The sequence below is a fragment of the Paenibacillus silagei genome (genome assembly GCF_017874735.1).
Lineage (GTDB): Bacteria > Bacillota > Bacilli > Paenibacillales > Paenibacillaceae > Paenibacillus_AQ > Paenibacillus_AQ silagei.
The window spans coordinates 1-14,707 of sequence record NZ_JAGGLV010000026.1 but is presented as its reverse complement, the minus strand read 5'-3'; the positions used below and the strand labels follow the sequence as shown (position 1 = coordinate 14,707).

Annotated in this window: 16 protein-coding genes; 13 read left to right on the top strand and 3 right to left on the bottom strand. The window is 54.0% G+C overall.

Features of this window, described 5'->3' with window-relative positions:
• The first annotated feature begins 99 nt into the window (after window positions 1-99).
• The 6 genes from J2Z70_RS27240 (at window position 100) to J2Z70_RS27215 (ending at window position 4,103) form a co-directional block, all read left to right on the top strand.
• Window positions 100-333, top strand: coding sequence for a hypothetical protein (locus tag J2Z70_RS27240; RefSeq protein ID WP_209878355.1), 234 nt, complete (start codon window positions 100-102; stop codon window positions 331-333).
• 32 nt (window positions 334-365) lie between these two features.
• Window positions 366-764, top strand: a complete 399-nt coding sequence (locus J2Z70_RS27235) for a spore coat protein (protein ID WP_209878353.1) — start codon at window positions 366-368, stop codon at window positions 762-764.
• A gap of 168 nt (window positions 765-932) precedes the next feature.
• Entirely contained in the window at window positions 933-1,424 is a 492-nt protein-coding gene (locus tag J2Z70_RS27230; RefSeq protein WP_036696743.1) for an Lrp/AsnC family transcriptional regulator, read from the top strand.
• Between the two features lie 13 nt (window positions 1,425-1,437).
• Entirely contained in the window at window positions 1,438-2,655 is a 1,218-nt protein-coding gene (locus J2Z70_RS27225) for an aminotransferase class I/II-fold pyridoxal phosphate-dependent enzyme (protein ID WP_036696744.1), read from the top strand.
• A 201-nt stretch (window positions 2,656-2,856) separates the two neighbouring features.
• Window positions 2,857-3,111, top strand: a complete 255-nt coding sequence (locus J2Z70_RS33490) for an aspartyl-phosphate phosphatase Spo0E family protein (protein ID WP_051477788.1) — start codon at window positions 2,857-2,859, stop codon at window positions 3,109-3,111.
• An 89-nt stretch (window positions 3,112-3,200) separates the two neighbouring features.
• Window positions 3,201-4,103 (top strand): alpha/beta fold hydrolase, encoded by a 903-nt coding sequence (locus J2Z70_RS27215; protein WP_209878351.1) that lies wholly within the window; start codon window positions 3,201-3,203, stop codon window positions 4,101-4,103.
• 52 nt (window positions 4,104-4,155) lie between these two features.
• Here J2Z70_RS27215 and J2Z70_RS27210 read toward each other — a convergent pair whose 3' ends face one another.
• Window positions 4,156-6,177, bottom strand: coding sequence for a methyl-accepting chemotaxis protein (locus J2Z70_RS27210; protein ID WP_245368547.1), 2,022 nt, complete (start codon window positions 6,175-6,177; stop codon window positions 4,156-4,158).
• Window positions 6,178-6,491: 314 nt separating this feature from the next.
• Between J2Z70_RS27210 and J2Z70_RS27205 the strand changes: the two genes are divergently transcribed.
• From J2Z70_RS27205 to J2Z70_RS27185, 5 genes are all read left to right on the top strand, one after another.
• Window positions 6,492-7,271, top strand: coding sequence for a class I SAM-dependent methyltransferase (locus J2Z70_RS27205; RefSeq protein ID WP_209878347.1), 780 nt, complete (start codon window positions 6,492-6,494; stop codon window positions 7,269-7,271).
• A gap of 140 nt (window positions 7,272-7,411) precedes the next feature.
• Window positions 7,412-7,978: a cob(I)yrinic acid a,c-diamide adenosyltransferase gene (locus tag J2Z70_RS27200; protein WP_036696754.1), complete on the top strand. Its 567-nt coding sequence runs from the start codon at window positions 7,412-7,414 to the stop codon at window positions 7,976-7,978.
• Window positions 7,975-9,096, top strand: coding sequence for an RluA family pseudouridine synthase (locus tag J2Z70_RS27195; RefSeq protein ID WP_209878345.1), 1,122 nt, complete (start codon window positions 7,975-7,977; stop codon window positions 9,094-9,096). The genes J2Z70_RS27200 and J2Z70_RS27195 overlap by 4 nt, the downstream gene beginning before the upstream one ends.
• A gap of 95 nt (window positions 9,097-9,191) precedes the next feature.
• Window positions 9,192-9,557: an arsenate reductase family protein gene (locus J2Z70_RS27190; protein WP_209878343.1), complete on the top strand. Its 366-nt coding sequence runs from the start codon at window positions 9,192-9,194 to the stop codon at window positions 9,555-9,557.
• Window positions 9,558-9,584: 27 nt separating this feature from the next.
• The gene (locus tag J2Z70_RS27185; RefSeq protein WP_209878342.1) at window positions 9,585-10,526 is read left to right on the top strand and encodes a 5'-3' exonuclease; all 942 of its coding nucleotides are present in this window, start codon (window positions 9,585-9,587) and stop codon (window positions 10,524-10,526) included.
• Window positions 10,527-10,569: 43 nt separating this feature from the next.
• On the opposite strand, the gene J2Z70_RS27180 is transcribed toward J2Z70_RS27185, so the two are convergent.
• Window positions 10,570-11,547 carry a hypothetical protein gene (locus J2Z70_RS27180; protein ID WP_209878340.1) on the bottom strand — a complete coding sequence of 326 codons (978 nt, stop codon included), beginning with the start codon at window positions 11,545-11,547 and terminating at the stop codon, window positions 10,570-10,572.
• Window positions 11,544-11,957: a peptide deformylase gene (locus J2Z70_RS27175; RefSeq protein ID WP_209878338.1), complete on the bottom strand. Its 414-nt coding sequence runs from the start codon at window positions 11,955-11,957 to the stop codon at window positions 11,544-11,546. Before J2Z70_RS27175 ends, J2Z70_RS27180 begins: the two co-directional genes overlap by 4 nt.
• Before the next feature lie 187 nt (window positions 11,958-12,144).
• On the opposite strand from J2Z70_RS27175, the gene J2Z70_RS27170 reads away from it, so the two are divergent.
• Together J2Z70_RS27170 and J2Z70_RS27165 are read left to right on the top strand one after the other, a co-directional pair.
• On the top strand, window positions 12,145-13,638 hold the full coding sequence (locus J2Z70_RS27170; RefSeq protein ID WP_209878336.1) for an alpha-N-arabinofuranosidase: 1,494 nt from the start codon (window positions 12,145-12,147) through the stop codon (window positions 13,636-13,638).
• Window positions 13,639-13,650: 12 nt separating this feature from the next.
• Entirely contained in the window at window positions 13,651-13,926 is a 276-nt protein-coding gene (locus J2Z70_RS27165) for a DUF6171 family protein (protein ID WP_036722478.1), read from the top strand.
• Window positions 13,927-14,707: the final 781 nt, after the last annotated feature.

The following is a 14,707-nucleotide window of genomic DNA, read 5'->3' as shown; positions in this document are numbered from 1 at the left end:
ATATGTGAGCTTGCTTAATGTACCTTCGGGCACATAAACAGCCTTCTCCGGAAGCATACTAAGGAACGCTTGAACAACCAGAAGGAGGGACTACCGAACATGCAATCTAACCAAATGCAGGCACTTAGCGGAAAAGAATTGGAATACATTGCCGATTCCATTTCCAATGAGGATTTGCTGATTAAGCAGCTCGCGGCTACAGCCGGAACCACTCAGAACTCTGCCGTGCAGGGGATCTGCATCCAGCAGATTCAGAGTCATACCCATCACATGGATATGCTGGTCCAGCTGCTCCATCAGCATCAGCAGTACGCACCGACACAGCCGCAATAACAGAACCCACAAACTTTGAAGGAGGTTTTACTGTGTACGCACAGAATGGAACACCGTTTATGGCGGATGAAGATTTACTGAACACAATTTTGGCTGATCTGAAGCGGACTGTCCGCGAGTACACCACAGCAGCTACAGAATCGAATTGTCCCGCCGTCAGACGGGTATTCAATGATCTGACTATGGATACCCTCAGAATTCAGGGGGAATTGTACATGCAGATGTCGCAAATGAACATGTACACCCCTCCGGGCAAAGCGCTGCGCCAGGATGTGGACAAGCAGATTCAGAGTGCCCAGCAGACCCAGCAGAAGCTGCAGCAGTTCGTGCGTGAGAAAACAGGCGGGGCAGGAGCGTATAACCAGCATTCGAATGTTTCGCAGCACCAGCCGAACGTCCAGCAGCATCATAACGGTTCCTATTATATGTAACCCTGGCGATGGCCCTGTGAAGCATTAGAGCGCTTACCCAGCCATGCAGGAGAAACTATAAAGGGAATGAAGTCAAATAGCCCCGCCTCGGCGGGGTTATTTTGTTTGCAGAACGGCACTTTTCATGTCATATTAATACTAAACTCTTTTTTGCAGGAGGCCCTGAGAATGAATGAATTGAAGAGGAAAGTGCTGGAACTGCTCAAGGAGGACGCGCGAAGCTCAACGGCATTAATGGCGACCCTGCTTGGTGCGGAGGAAGAAGATGTGAAGACCGTGATCGCTGAAATGGAGCAGGATCATGTCATTGTGAAATACGCGACGGTGGTCAATTGGGACAAAGTCGATGATGAACGGGTGACGGCGCTGATCGAGGTGCAGATTACGCCGGAACGGGGCCGCGGCTTCGAGGGCATTGCCGAACGGATCTATCTGTATCCGCAGGTTAAATCCGTCTATCTGATGTCCGGCGCTTACGATCTGCTGGTGGAAGTGGAAGGACGCAATCTGCGCGAGGTCGCTAATTTTGTGTCTGAGAAGCTGTCACCGATTGATGCTGTGCTCTCTACCAAGACGAACTTTACGCTCAAAAAATACAAACAGGACGGTATCATCTTTGAAGAGCATGAGGAAGACAACCGTCTGATGATATCTCCGTGAAGGATGTAATGTCATGATCATTAATAACGCTCAGCACACAGGAGATAAAGGCAAGTCGATGAACTCTTATTTGGCCCCGCTGGTCCAGCAGATTCAGCCTTCGGGCATCCGCAAGTTTTTTGATCTGGCGGCAGGCAGCAAGGATATTATCTCGCTCGGTGTCGGCGAGCCGGACTTCAAGACGCCCTGGCATGTGAGAGAGGCCTGCGTCTATTCGCTCGAACGAGGCTTCACCGGTTACACCTCCAATGCCGGAATGCCCGAGCTCCGCGAGGGGATTGCCGAGTATCTGGAGACCCGCTTCGCCGTGAAGTATGATCCGGCGAATCAGATTATCGCCACAGTCGGCGGCAGCGAGGCCATTGATTTGGCTCTGCGTGCCCTGATCTCTCCAGGAGACGAGATTCTGATACCCGAGCCCTGTTACATCTCTTATTCTCCGATTACGGCTATCGGCGGCGGTATTCCGGTAGGCATTGAGACCTTCGGGAAGAATAACTTCAAGCTGACGGCCGAGGATCTGGAGGCCAAGATTACCCCGCGCTCGAAGATTCTGATTCTCTGCTATCCAAGCAATCCGACGGGTGCCATCATGAGCCGTGAAGATTGGGAGCCGATTGCCAAGGTGGTAGAAAAGCATGATCTTATCGTCATCTCGGATGAGATATATGCCGAGCTTACGTATGGAAGCAACCATGTCAGCTTCGCTTCGCTGCCGGGGATGCTTGACCGGACGATCCTGGTCAGCGGGTTCTCCAAGGCCTTCGCCATGACCGGCTGGCGGATGGGCTATGCCTGCGGTCACCCGGACCTGATCTCAGCCATGCTGAAGATTCACCAGTATACCGTCATGTGTGCGCCTTCGATGGGTCAGGTGGCTGCGCTGGAGGCCCTTACCAACGGAATGGAAGAGAAGGACCGCATGACAGACTCTTATAACCAGCGCCGCCGATTGATTGTCAAGGGGTTGCGGGAGGCGGGACTTGAGTGTCATGAGCCGCAGGGTGCCTTCTATGCATTCCCTAGTATCCAGGCCACCGGCCTGACCTCCGACCAGTTCGCCCAGCGTCTGCTGCTTGAATATAAGGTCGCCGCCGTTCCGGGAAGTGTCTTCGGTCTGGGCGGAGAAGGCTATCTGCGCTGCTCCTATGCCACCTCGGTGTCCCAGTTGAATGAAGCGGTTGAGCGAATTGGGGCATTTGTCTCACAGCTGGCCCGGGAAGGGGCCTGACAAGGCTCGACAAAGAAGTAAATAGAACTATAGCCGATCACCTTCTGATATGGTATTATTTTACTCTAAGGACAAGAAACACCTGTAATACACTTACATGGACCTCTTATTCCGGGAATAAAGGCGCTTCATATCTGGTTGCATAGAACCACACAGTTCTTATCTGGATGACGCGCAATACTTTTATCAGGAAGGGTGATTGTGCTGAGCGCAGATTATTACTTATCCTCCTTTGGCGGGAAATGTGGCTCCGGAAGCGGGCGACCTCCTGCCAGAGAAGATGCGAATGCACGCAGGCTCTCGCTGGAAGATGAAATTCAGATGCTCCGCAGCAGAATGGAACAGCTCTTTATGCAGGAGAAGTCCTTTACCTCGGATAATGTAATAGCAATCAGCAGCTTGCTGGATCTCAAGATTAATGAGTATATGAGAGGCCGCCACCGCAAGAGCAATTAATACGGCACGATTATATCAAGCGGATGTCTTCCTTTGGGGAGATGTCCGTTTTTTTTGAATAATGAAGTACCGGAAGGTGGAGTATGAAAATGATCAAGGTATTTAAAAGCGAGGCCGGCAAAGAACAGGTTCTAAGGTCCTATAACGAGCTTCTTGACGCGTGGGGGACGGAATTTCAGGAGCTTGATGTGGAGACCCCTTATGGGACAACTCATTGTATAACAGCGGGAGAGCCGGAGTCACCGCCCTTGCTCCTATTACACGGGGTAGGCGATAATTCGGCCGTGATGTGGCTGCTGAATATGAAGGAGTTGTCCCGGCATTTCCGCTGCATTGCGATAGATACGCTGGGAGGACCGGGGAAGAGTGTTCCAGGTGAGCTGTTCCATAAACGGACCTTTGACCAGGTGGATTGGATTAACAAGGTCGCAGATGGGCTGAAGCTTGACCAATTCTGTGTGGCAGGAGTGTCGAACGGAGCATATATGGCCTTCAATTACACGGTGAACGGGCCGGGAAGAGTGCTGAGGGCTGTCTGCATGGAGGGAGGAATGGTCACAGCTCCAATTAAAAGCATGATACATACGCTGATGATGATGTTCCCGGAGATTCTTGTTCCTACGCGCAGCAATCTGCTCAGGGCAGCCCGCAAGCTCAGCTCCCCGGCCTCAGGCCTGTTCGACAAGCATCCCGAAGTCGGGGAGCATCTGGTGCTGTTAATGCAGAATCATAACCAGCAGGCGATGTTCGCCCATAAGCTTCAGCCCTACGAACAAGAGAAAGCGGTTACGTTCCAAGATCAGCTATACTTCCTGCTGGGAGATTATAAGCTGAAGCAGAAGCGGGAGTTCAACAGAACACTGGACGCTGGCGGGTTCCGCTATACGGTCATCCCGGACGCCGGTCACGGCGTGAATCATGAGCAGCCGGAGCGGGTCAACCGCGAGCTGGTGGCTTTTTTGAAGGGGAGTGAGGGGAGCGAATCTATATAAATAACCCCCTGCGCCAGTCCAAAGGGACCTGTCAGGGGGTTATACATGCATGTTAGTTTACCTTGAACGTGGCCACTGCCTGCTGTAGCCCATCGGCCATCTTCGCCAGCTCGGTAGAGGCTGCGGCTACCTCCTCCATGGAGGCGAGCTGCTCCTCGGAGGCCGCGGCAGCGCTCTGGGAACGCTCTGCGGCCTGCCTGGCCACTTCTGCCATCTCCGCCACCGAGGAGGTTAGTTCCTCGGTTCCGGCCAGCAGCTGCTCGGAGGAAGCAGACATCTCATGAACCTGGGTGTTAATCTCGCCGATGCCGCCGAGAATATCCGTGAACAGACGCCCGGCCTCGCCTACCATCCGCGAGCCTTCCTGAACGGCACCGGCATTCGCCAGCACCGCATCGGATGCGGCACGGTTGCCCTGCTGGATCTCAAGAATCAGGGTGCTGATATGCCCGGCGGCTTCGGCTGTCTGCTCGGACAGCTTCTTCACCTCACCGGCAACCACGGAGAAGCCCCGCCCGTATTCGCCCGCTCTGGCAGCCTCAATCGCCGCGTTTAAGGCCAGCATGCCGGTCTGATCGCTGATGCCTTTGATCAGACCAATGATGTTGCCGATCTGCTGGGATTGTGCGCTAAGAGAGGTAATCATGCTGGAAGCCTCTGCGGCGGTCCGCTCCATCTCTTCCATCCGGTCCACGGCCTCCGTAATGACGGAATACCCGTTCTGCGCCTGGCCTGCCGCCCGCCCAGCCGCTACTGCGGTGTCCATCGAGGCCTCCGCGATCCGCTGCACACCGGCGGCCATCTCCTCCATCGCTCTTGCAGACTCGCGGGTGGACTGCATCTGCTGATCTGCTCCGGCTGAGAGATCCTGAATATTCTCCACAATAGCCTCTGTGGTGTGATTGGTCTGGTTGGCGCTAGACATTAATTCCTCCGAGGTCGAGGCGACTTGCAGCGAGTGATCGGCAATGGTCCCCAGGAGTCTGCTCAGATTGGTAATCATCTGGTTCAAATGCCCGGCCATATTGCCGAATTCATCCTCACTGTCTACCTCCAGCTTCCCGGTGAAGTCTCCGGCAGCCATCTGCCGGGACATCTCATTGACCCGAGTCAGCTTACGGGTAATATAGCGGCTGTATAGATATACGGCTGCTACCGTCAGGATAAGACCTGCAAAGCTAACCAGCAGAATAGACCTTAGCAGCCCTTTAAGCGGCGCATACAGTTCCTGTTCCGGCATGGCAAGACCCACGGTCCAGCCGGTATCCGGCAGCTTTTCATAATACATCTGGATGGTCCCGCCGGAATCGGCATAGTTTACCATCCCCTGATTCTGCTGAAGCATTTCTGCTCCCGCTGCGGACAGACTTGCGCTTTTTTCATCTGTTATTTTCAGCTGCATATTCTTCTCGGCATCCGGTCCGGCAATGTAATTCCCCTGCTTGTCCAGCAGAAAGGCCCAGCCTGTATTCCCCACCTTGGTCTGTTCGATCCTGCTCTGCAGCGTCTTGAGATCGATATCGCCGGCCATGACACCCAGCAAGGTATTCGTGGTATCCCGGAAAGGAACAGTAAACGTAGCCATCGTTGTCCCTGTAATCGTGTCGTAGAATGGATCTGTAAACGCTGCATGGTCTCTGCCGATAGTGTACCAGTTCTGCCCGTGATAATTATAATCGGGGTCATTGTACTGCTCGGTTGTCACAATTTTGTCGCCGTCTCGGTGGGCATAGGTGGAGAAGTACTTCAGCTTGCTGTCATACCGTCCGGGTTCAAAATAAATGCCCACACCATATGTATCCGGATTGGCCTTCAGCGCACTAGACAGCATCGTCCGGTATTGATCCAGTGTGAATTCCGCAGCGTGACTCTCCAGCGTCCTTGCCAGAACCTCGGGAACCTTGCTGTGCACATTTAAGTTCGCATTAATTTCGTTAGAAATATCCGATATCTGCACATTCATTTTTTGCTTAACCTCGCGCTGGATAATGCTTTTGGAATACATGTACGACAACAGAGCGACCAGCACCAGCGTGATCAGAAAGATGGGCAGGATGAATGCAAATGTTCTCATACGTATGCTTTTGAACCGGAGCCTGGAAATTGCCTTGTGAACAACATTAGCCATGTGAATCCCCCCATTATATAGTGAAGCTATTTATACTTATATTGAATATCATCGGCTGGAGAGCTGATTTTGTTGTTACTTTTTGTCGAAAAAAATAAAAAAATGTCGTATATCTAAGTCCGTGGGGTACGACCAAAGGCGGAGACGGCGGCAGACCCGGGGCTGATGTCCGCTTCCAATTGTAGGCATATAATGAATATTCACGAACATCACTGAGTACGGGCTGGAACTGTACAGTGTAAGGAAAGAGGAAGATATTCATGCTGCATGATCAGCTGTTGAGGGACCCGAATACATATGAAGAGCTTAAGCTGGAGGGTACGGGGGCGGTCAATCCGGCGAATGGACGGCAATATCCGTGGAAGCACGGGTATTTGGCTTTTATGGAGGAAGCGGATGCCGCAGGCAGTAACCGGAAGTACCTGGAGCTGTACAACCGGATTGCCCGTTTCTACCGGCTGTCCAACAAGCTGTATTTCGCGCTGAAGTTCGGCGGAGAACGCAGCTATAGAGAGCAGTTCCTGTCTGCGCTTGAGCTGCGCGGCGGTCAGCGTGTGCTGGAGACCTCGGTGGGCAGCGGCGATAATTTCCCGTACCTTAACATGAAGGCCGAGAACGCGCAGTCCGAGCTGTACGGGCTGGATATTTCCAGCGGAATGCTGAAGCAGGCGGTGCGCAATCTGCGGCGGTGGAAGCTGGAGGCACATCTGTTCCAAGGGACTGCTGAGAGGCTGCCTTTTCAGGACAACAGCTTTGACTGCGTGTACCATGTCGGCGGAATCAACTGTTTCAGCGATCCGCATGCTGCGGTACTGGAGATGATCCGGGTGGCGAAGCCGGGCACAAGGCTGATGATTGCCGATGAAACGCAGAAGCTGGTGAAGGGAACGTACGGGAAGGTGCCAGTGGTTAAGGGATATTTTGCAGAGGGAGCGGACATGCCGGAGATGCTTGGGCTGATTCCGCCGGAGATGCTGGAGGTAGAGTACAAGGAAGTGTGCAAGGGCCTGATGTATTGCATTACCTTTCGTAAGCCTTGAGGCAGGTTGAACAGAAGGACAATTAAGGCTTCCTCTTAAGGGAGTTATTTACATAGCGGAAAAGTTGATCTTTGTTTGCCACCCTACCTAAGAACGATTACACTGTTATTATGTGATTTGCAACTTAGGAGGGAAGTATCATGGCGATCTATACGCGTACGGGGGATAAGGGCGAGACCTCGGTTATTGGCGGCCGGGTAGGCAAGGACGATGTCCGCGTCGAGGCTTACGGCACCATTGACGAGCTGAACTGCTTCGTTGGCCAGGCACGGAGCCTGATGGAAGACGAGCGGTTTCTAGATGTCCGCGAGCAGCTGCTGGAGATTCAGCACGAGCTGTTTGACTGCGGATCGGATCTGGCGTTCGTGAAGCTGAGTGAGAACCGCTATAAGGTGAAAAGCGAGATGGCCACCCGCCTGGAAGGCTGGATCGATGCGCTTCAGGCCGAGAATCCGGTGCTGGAGCGCTTCATCCTGCCCGGCGGAAGCCAGCTGTCCTCGGTGCTGCACGTCTGCCGGACGGTGTGCCGCCGGGCCGAGCGCCGGGCAGTGACGCTGGGCCGCAGTGCTGAGATTAACCCGGAGGCGGTAATCTATCTGAACCGGCTGTCCGACTATTTCTTCGCTCTGGCCCGTGCCGCCAATACCCGGCTGGAGATTGCTGAAGTAGAATATCTGCGCAGCAAAAAGGTGTTCCGGAACAAATGACCAGCTATTATCCCCCCATCTCCTATATCGTGCCGCCGTCCGAGGACGGCTGGCTGCTCAAAACCATCCTGCAAAAGAGGATGGAAGTCTCCCGCAAGCTGCTCTCCCGGCTCAAAATGACGGACCTCGGCATTACCCTGAACGGAGAGCGTGTCTATATCAGCGTCAAGGTCAGCAGCGGCGATCAGGTCCAGATCCGGATGGAGGAGGAGACGTCAGAGGATATTTTGCCGCAGCCGATTCCCTTCGAGATTCTGTATGAGGACGGGCATCTGCTTGTGGTAAGCAAGGCCGCAGGAATGATTGTCCATCCGACCCACGGCCATTATACCGAGACCCTGGCGAATGGTGTGGTTCATTACTGGGCAGAGAAGGGCGAGCGGGTCCGCTTCCGCCCCGTACACAGGCTGGACCAGGAGACCTCCGGGGTGCTGGTGATTGCCAAAAACCCTTACAGCCACCAGCACATCTCCGAGCAGATGATTGCCGGAACGGTGGACAAGCGGTATACCGCGTTCGTGCACGGCGTGCCTGCTCTGCCCAGCGGCGATATCGACGGTCCGATCGACCGCGACCCGCTGGAGCCGCACCGGCGGATTGTGACGCCGGATGGCTATCCCTCCTTGACCCGGTATGAGGTCAAGGAGGTCTATGGCAGCGCCGCTTCACGCGTCGAGCTGAAGCTGGAGAGCGGGCGCACCCACCAGATCCGGGTGCATATGGGGTCGGTCGGCTGCCCGCTGATCGGTGACGGGATGTACCGTCACCCGCTGTATGGGCAGGCGGCTGGCGGCCGGGCGGAGGCGTCAGCGCCGGGCGAGGAGCGGCGAGAGCGGTCGGCGTCGGCGCCGGGTGAAGAGCTGGCGGTGACCGCAGACGGCGAGGAGCAACAGGTGCAAGAGCTGGCGGTGACCGCAGACGGCGCGGCGCTGTCGCCGGACGAAGCCGCCCGGCTCGCGCAGATCGCGGAGCTGGACGCGGCCATTCCGCGCCAGGCGCTGCATGCGGTGCGGCTGGCCTTCCGGCATCCGGTGACGCATGCCGAGCTGGTGTTCGAGGCTCCGCTGCCGCCGGATATGGCGCTGCTGCAGGAGAAGCTTCGGCAGTCGGCGCGGTAAGTAAGCGCTGGACATGTTCTGGCCGCAGCTGTCAGCTGCCGCAGCGGGCAGCAATTTATATGCACTTTATATTTTATATATAGAAGGAGAAGCTGATGAGTGACTTGAAGGTGTATCAATATCCGAAATGCAGCACCTGCCGCAGCGCAGTGAAATGGCTGAAGGAAGCGGGGCATGAGCTGGAGCTGCAGCATATCGCAGAGCAGCCGCCAACTGTGGAGGAGCTGCGCATGCTGGTGAAGCACAGCGGCCTGCCGCTGAAGAAGTTTTTTAATACGAGTGGTGAGGTCTACCGGGAGCTTGGCCTGAAGGATAAGCTTGCAGACTTAAGCGAAGACGAGCAGCTTGCACTGCTGTCTGCACATGGAATGCTGATTAAGCGTCCGGTAGTCACTGACGGCAAGAAGGTTACTGTAGGCTACAAGGAAGACCAGTACGCCGAAGCTTGGAGCAACGCCTAAATTAAGGAATACAAGGAGAGGTTACACATGAGCACAGCAACAGAAATGAAGGGCCGGGTCATGATCGTCGATGGAATGGCTCTGCTGTTCCGCGCTTTTTATGCTACCTCTTATGGTGGATATATCCGCAAGACCCGCGCCGGACTGCCGACGAATGCGGTGTATGGATTTTTGCAGTATTTTTTCGATGCAGTGAGTACGTTTGAGCCTTCGCATGTGGTCTGCTGCTGGGATATGGGCAAGGGCACGTTCCGCTCGGAGAAGTACGAAGGCTACAAATCGAACCGGATTGACGCGCCGCTGGAGCTGATCCCGCAGTTCGACCTCGTGAAGGAGGTTGTGGCAGAGCTGGGCGTGCCGAATATCGGGCTGGTCGGATACGAGGCAGATGACTGCATCGGTACACTGGCTTCGTGCTACAGCGGGGAGTCGGAGGTCTATATTCTGACGGGGGATCACGACATGCTCCAGTTGGTGAATGACAGCGTCAAGGTCGTGATTATGAAAAAAGGCCGCTCTAACTATAAAGTGTATGATCCGGCTGAGCTATTGGCAGAACGGGGCCTCACTCCTGCGCAGGTGATCGACCTGAAGGGCTTCATGGGCGACACCAGCGATAATTATCCGGGCGTGAAGGGCATAGGCGAGAAGACCGCCACCAAGCTGCTGACCGAATACGGCACGGTAGAAGGGGTCATTGAGAACCTGCATCTGCTGCCCAAGGGCGTACGCGCCAAGATTGAAGCGGATCTCGACATGCTGCATCTCTCCCGCGAGCTGGCGGAGATCCGCTGTGATGTGCCTGTAGTCTGCGAGCTGGCCGAATGTCTCTGGGAGCTGCAGCGGGATACGGCGACACGCAAGTTCCAGGAGCTGGAGTTCGGCAGCCTGATGCATCTGATCGGCGGAATCGCCGAGGTGCGGGATGACCGGGGGATCGTGCAGATTGAGCTGGGAGATCTGGGCTGAGGCCCAAATAGACAGCAAACCAAACAAGACAGTAAATACTCACCTATCGTGAGTGTGTACTGTCTCGTTTGCGTGTGAAGAGATAAACCGCATTATCCTCAGAGGGCGGCACAAGCAGGCGGGATAATTCCTCATTCAGCTCCATGCTGAAATGCTTAGCCTTATTATACGCGTCGAAGTCACCGGTGATCGCCGGATCTCTTGTGCCGATTACAATATACAGCTCCACAGATTCCGTATTAAAAACATGCTTCTCGTACGGGTTGCCGGGCACCGGCCAGGAACAAAGTACAACCTTAGGAGCGTATTTGCTCAGGGCGGCTTTGGCATCGGCTTTTTCCACAAATTCCGGGTAGGTGATATAATGCGCCCAGCTATAATCATCGGTTGCCTGGCAGGCCGTGCCGTTATCGTTAAGGAATCTCGTCAAGGTACCGTCACCCGCACCGATCTCCAGGCATGCCTTGTCTCCGATCAGAGCGGACAAGCGCTTGATTAACGTACGGGAATAGAAGCAGTAGATCCCTTGTTTGTTGACAAGCGGCATCAGCACTTTGGGGCGGATAATCAGCTTCCAGCATACCCGGAACAGGGGGAGCGATACAGGCTTTCGTACAAGCTTTTCCTTGAACAGGAGCTTCTGCAGAATATAACCGTCCCAGAGATTGAACCGGACAGGCCCGGAGGCTGATTCGGCGGACACCGCTAATTGCAGCTGTTCGATTAGATAAATGGCAAAGCGGGCTTTAATAATATTAGGAAGAAAAGCGTTGATAGTGGTTTGATTAAAGCCGCTTTTGAAAATTTTGCTCTTCGCTATTTTGGCGCTGCTGGTATAGCTGGCGAGCAGATTATGGATCAGGTTGGCGCGTTTTTGGCTCGATAGGGCATTGATCTCAAGCAGAACCTCTTCTTTGTACTCCGGATATTCTGACAAAAGCGTACGGGTATCGGTCTCATTCCTCAGAATTTGCTCGGCGGCCGTTTTGCTGAAGGTTATCGCTCTCAGGTCCCGGCTCAAATGACAATACCTTCGCAGTGATCCACCTCATGCTGGATAACCTGCGCCGTAAATCCGGTAAAGCTATCCCGGTGCTTTTTAAAATTATAATCGAGGTACTCTACCTCAATATAGTCGTATCGTTTCGCAGGACGTACGCCTTCGAGCGACAGGCAGCCTTCCTCAGTGTCATAAGGACGGGCACGCTTGACGATCACCGGATTGATCATCGAAAGGGCTAATTGCTGCTCCACGCGGATGACGATGATGCGTTTGTTGACGCCAATCATGTCCGCAGCCATGCCGACGCACCGGTCGGAGTTGGCGTTCAGGGTCTCCACAAGATCCATTAACACGGGCAGATCCTTTTCCGTGGCCGGCGCAGATTTCTGGCTAAGAAGCGATATATCTTTATTGATAGGTCTAATCATCATACTCTCCAATTATGCTGTATTTGTGTGTCCATAATATCATTTTTGGCGGGGAAGTGAAATGCGGGAGTGAGAGATATGCGGTTAAGATAAAGATTGACGAACCGGAGGAAGCTTGATTATAATGTTAATATAAGTGTTAAATGATTAACAAATATATTAACCTAAAGAGGAGCGTTAACTTCCCATGGCAGAACGCATTGTACTGAACACCGACATCCGCAAAGGTAAGATTGACCGCAACATCTACGGACATTTCGCTGAGCATCTTGGACGCTGTATCTATGAAGGTATCTGGGTGGGCGAAGATTCCCCTATTCCGAACACCAAGGGTATCCGCAACGACGTAGTGGAAGCGCTTAAAGAAATGAAAATTCCGGTATTGCGCTGGCCGGGCGGCTGCTTCGCCGATGAATACCACTGGAAGGACGGTATCGGCCCGAGCGAAGAGCGCAAGCGGATGATCAACACACACTGGGGCGGCGCGGTAGAGAACAACCATTTCGGTACGCATGAATTCATGCTCCTCTGCGAGATGCTGGGCTGCGAGCCGTACATCAACGGTAACGTAGGTAGCGGAACTGTTCAAGAGATGTCCGAGTGGGTGGAATATCTGACGTTTAATGGAGTCTCGCCAATGGCTGAGCTGCGTCAGAAGAACGGCCAGGAAGATGCCTGGAGCGTTAAGTATTTCGGCGTGGGCAACGAGAACTGGGGCTGTGGCGGTAACATGCGTCCTGAGTTCTATGCTGATCTGTACCGCCAATATCAGACGTATGTACGTAACTATGGTGACAATAAGATCCACCGGATCGCCTGCGGGGCGAATGCGGATGATTATAACTGGACGGAAGTCCTGATGCGTGAAGCTACCCGCTTCATGGATTCAATTACCCTGCACTATTACACCCTGCCTACTTCGGACTGGAATCATAAGGGCGCGGCTACAGGCTTCGGAACAGACGAATACTTCACAACGTTGAAGAAGGCACTATTCATGGATGAGCTGGTTACCCGCCATATCGCCATCATGGACAAATACGATCCGGAGAAAAGAGTGGGCCTGATCGTTGACGAGTGGGGCACCTGGTATGATGTTGAGCCGGGTACAAACCCGGGCTTCCTCTACCAGCAGAACACGATCCGCGATGCGCTGGTGGCCGGCTTGACGCTGAATATTTTCCACAAGCATAGTGACCGTGTACGGATGGCGAACATTGCCCAGACCGTGAACGTGCTGCAGGCAGTTATTCTGACCGAAGGCGAGAAAATGCTCCTGACTCCTACTTACCATGTATTTAACATGTACAAAGTACATCAGGATGCAGAACTGCTGGAGCTGACTGTAGACAGCCCGGTATACAGCTACGAGGGCGTAGAGATTCCTGAAGTATCTGCTTCGGCTTCAGTCAATGCTGAGGGCATCATTCATGTCAGCCTGTGTAACCTGAATCACGCGTCATCGGCTGTGTTACCGCTTGCCCTGCGCGGATTGGCTGGTCAAGCATCCGTAAGCGGAACGACGCTGGCCGGAGCTTCCATCGATGCCCACAATAGCTTTGAGCAGCCGGAGGCTGTAACACCGCAGGCATTCAGCGCCTTCAAGCTTGAAGGGGATACGCTGACTGTAGAGCTGCCGCCAATGTCGGTAACGGTACTGGCCATCACTCCGCAAGCCTAAGGAGAGAACCGCATGACAACCACTTCAGCCTGCAAAGGATGCCGGGAGGAGTACAAGGTCACGGAAGCACAGATTGCCCGCATTCTGGCGTCCTCCATGTTCAACCCCGGCAATACCGCTTCAGACGAGGTCTATGCCGAGCGGCTTGCGCTTTGCGGGGCTTGCCCCAAGCTGCAGGATGGCGTAACCTGTACCGCCTGCGGCTGTATCATTCCTGTTGTGGCCCGGCTGAAGGCCCGCAGCTGTCCGCTGCCGGGCGGCGGCAAGTGGCAGCCGGTGGCGGAATGACGGCGAACGCCTGACGGCAAGGGGCCATGCGAAAAGATAGGCTAGGAGCGATTCTTGCCAGAAGAGACAAATTGATCACCGATAGCCCCTCCAACCTGCACAATGCGGCGGTTGGAGGGGCTTTTTTTGCGTTGTGGAGGAGTGGGGGAGGAAGAGGAAATGAGAGGGGAAAATCCCTCTGATGCGGCGGAAAGTGGGTTAGATGAGGAAATGAGAGGGAAAAATCCCTTTGGTGCGGTTGGAAGTGGGCTGGATGGATGTTGCGAGGGGCATAAGTGCCCCTGAAGTGGCCGAAAGTGAGCGATGAGCGGAAATGAGGGGCATAAGTGCCCCTGAAGTGGCCGAAAGTGAGCGATGAGCGGAAATGAGGGGCATAAGTGCCCCTGAATTTGCTGAAAGTGAGCGATGAGCGGAAATGAAGAGCACTAATGCCCCTGAATTGGCCGAAAGTGAGCGATGAGCGGAAATGAGGGGCATAAGTGCCCCTGAATTTGCTAAAAGTGAGCGTTGAGCGGAAATGAAGAGCACTAATGCCCCTGAATCGGCCGAAAGTGAGCGTTGAGCAGAAATGAAGAGCACTAATGCCCCTGAATCGGCCGAAAGTGGGCGTTAAGCAGAAATAAGGAGTATTAGCTCTAAAAGTAGCTGAAACGAAAACTAACCTAATTAGTCTAACTAATCTATCTCTACCTACCTACCTACCTACCTACCTACCTACCTACCTACCTACCTACCTACCTACCTACCTACCTACCTACCTACCTACCTACCTACCTACCTA

Coding starts and splice junctions, on each gene's coding strand:
- J2Z70_RS27240 (WP_209878355.1), top strand. CDS start 100: ATGCAATCTAACCAAATGCAGGCACTTAGCGGAAAAGAATTGGAATAC.
- J2Z70_RS27230 (WP_036696743.1), top strand. CDS start 933: ATGAATGAATTGAAGAGGAAAGTGCTGGAACTGCTCAAGGAGGACGCG.
- J2Z70_RS27225 (WP_036696744.1), top strand. CDS start 1,438: ATGATCATTAATAACGCTCAGCACACAGGAGATAAAGGCAAGTCGATG.
- J2Z70_RS27215 (WP_209878351.1), top strand. CDS start 3,201: ATGATCAAGGTATTTAAAAGCGAGGCCGGCAAAGAACAGGTTCTAAGG.
- J2Z70_RS27210 (WP_245368547.1), bottom strand. CDS start 6,177: ATGAGAACATTTGCATTCATCCTGCCCATCTTTCTGATCACGCTGGTG.
- J2Z70_RS27205 (WP_209878347.1), top strand. CDS start 6,492: ATGCTGCATGATCAGCTGTTGAGGGACCCGAATACATATGAAGAGCTT.
- J2Z70_RS27200 (WP_036696754.1), top strand. CDS start 7,412: ATGGCGATCTATACGCGTACGGGGGATAAGGGCGAGACCTCGGTTATT.
- J2Z70_RS27195 (WP_209878345.1), top strand. CDS start 7,975: ATGACCAGCTATTATCCCCCCATCTCCTATATCGTGCCGCCGTCCGAG.
- J2Z70_RS27190 (WP_209878343.1), top strand. CDS start 9,192: ATGAGTGACTTGAAGGTGTATCAATATCCGAAATGCAGCACCTGCCGC.
- J2Z70_RS27185 (WP_209878342.1), top strand. CDS start 9,585: ATGAGCACAGCAACAGAAATGAAGGGCCGGGTCATGATCGTCGATGGA.
- J2Z70_RS27175 (WP_209878338.1), bottom strand. CDS start 11,957: ATGATTAGACCTATCAATAAAGATATATCGCTTCTTAGCCAGAAATCT.
- J2Z70_RS27170 (WP_209878336.1), top strand. CDS start 12,145: ATGGCAGAACGCATTGTACTGAACACCGACATCCGCAAAGGTAAGATT.
- J2Z70_RS27165 (WP_036722478.1), top strand. CDS start 13,651: ATGACAACCACTTCAGCCTGCAAAGGATGCCGGGAGGAGTACAAGGTC.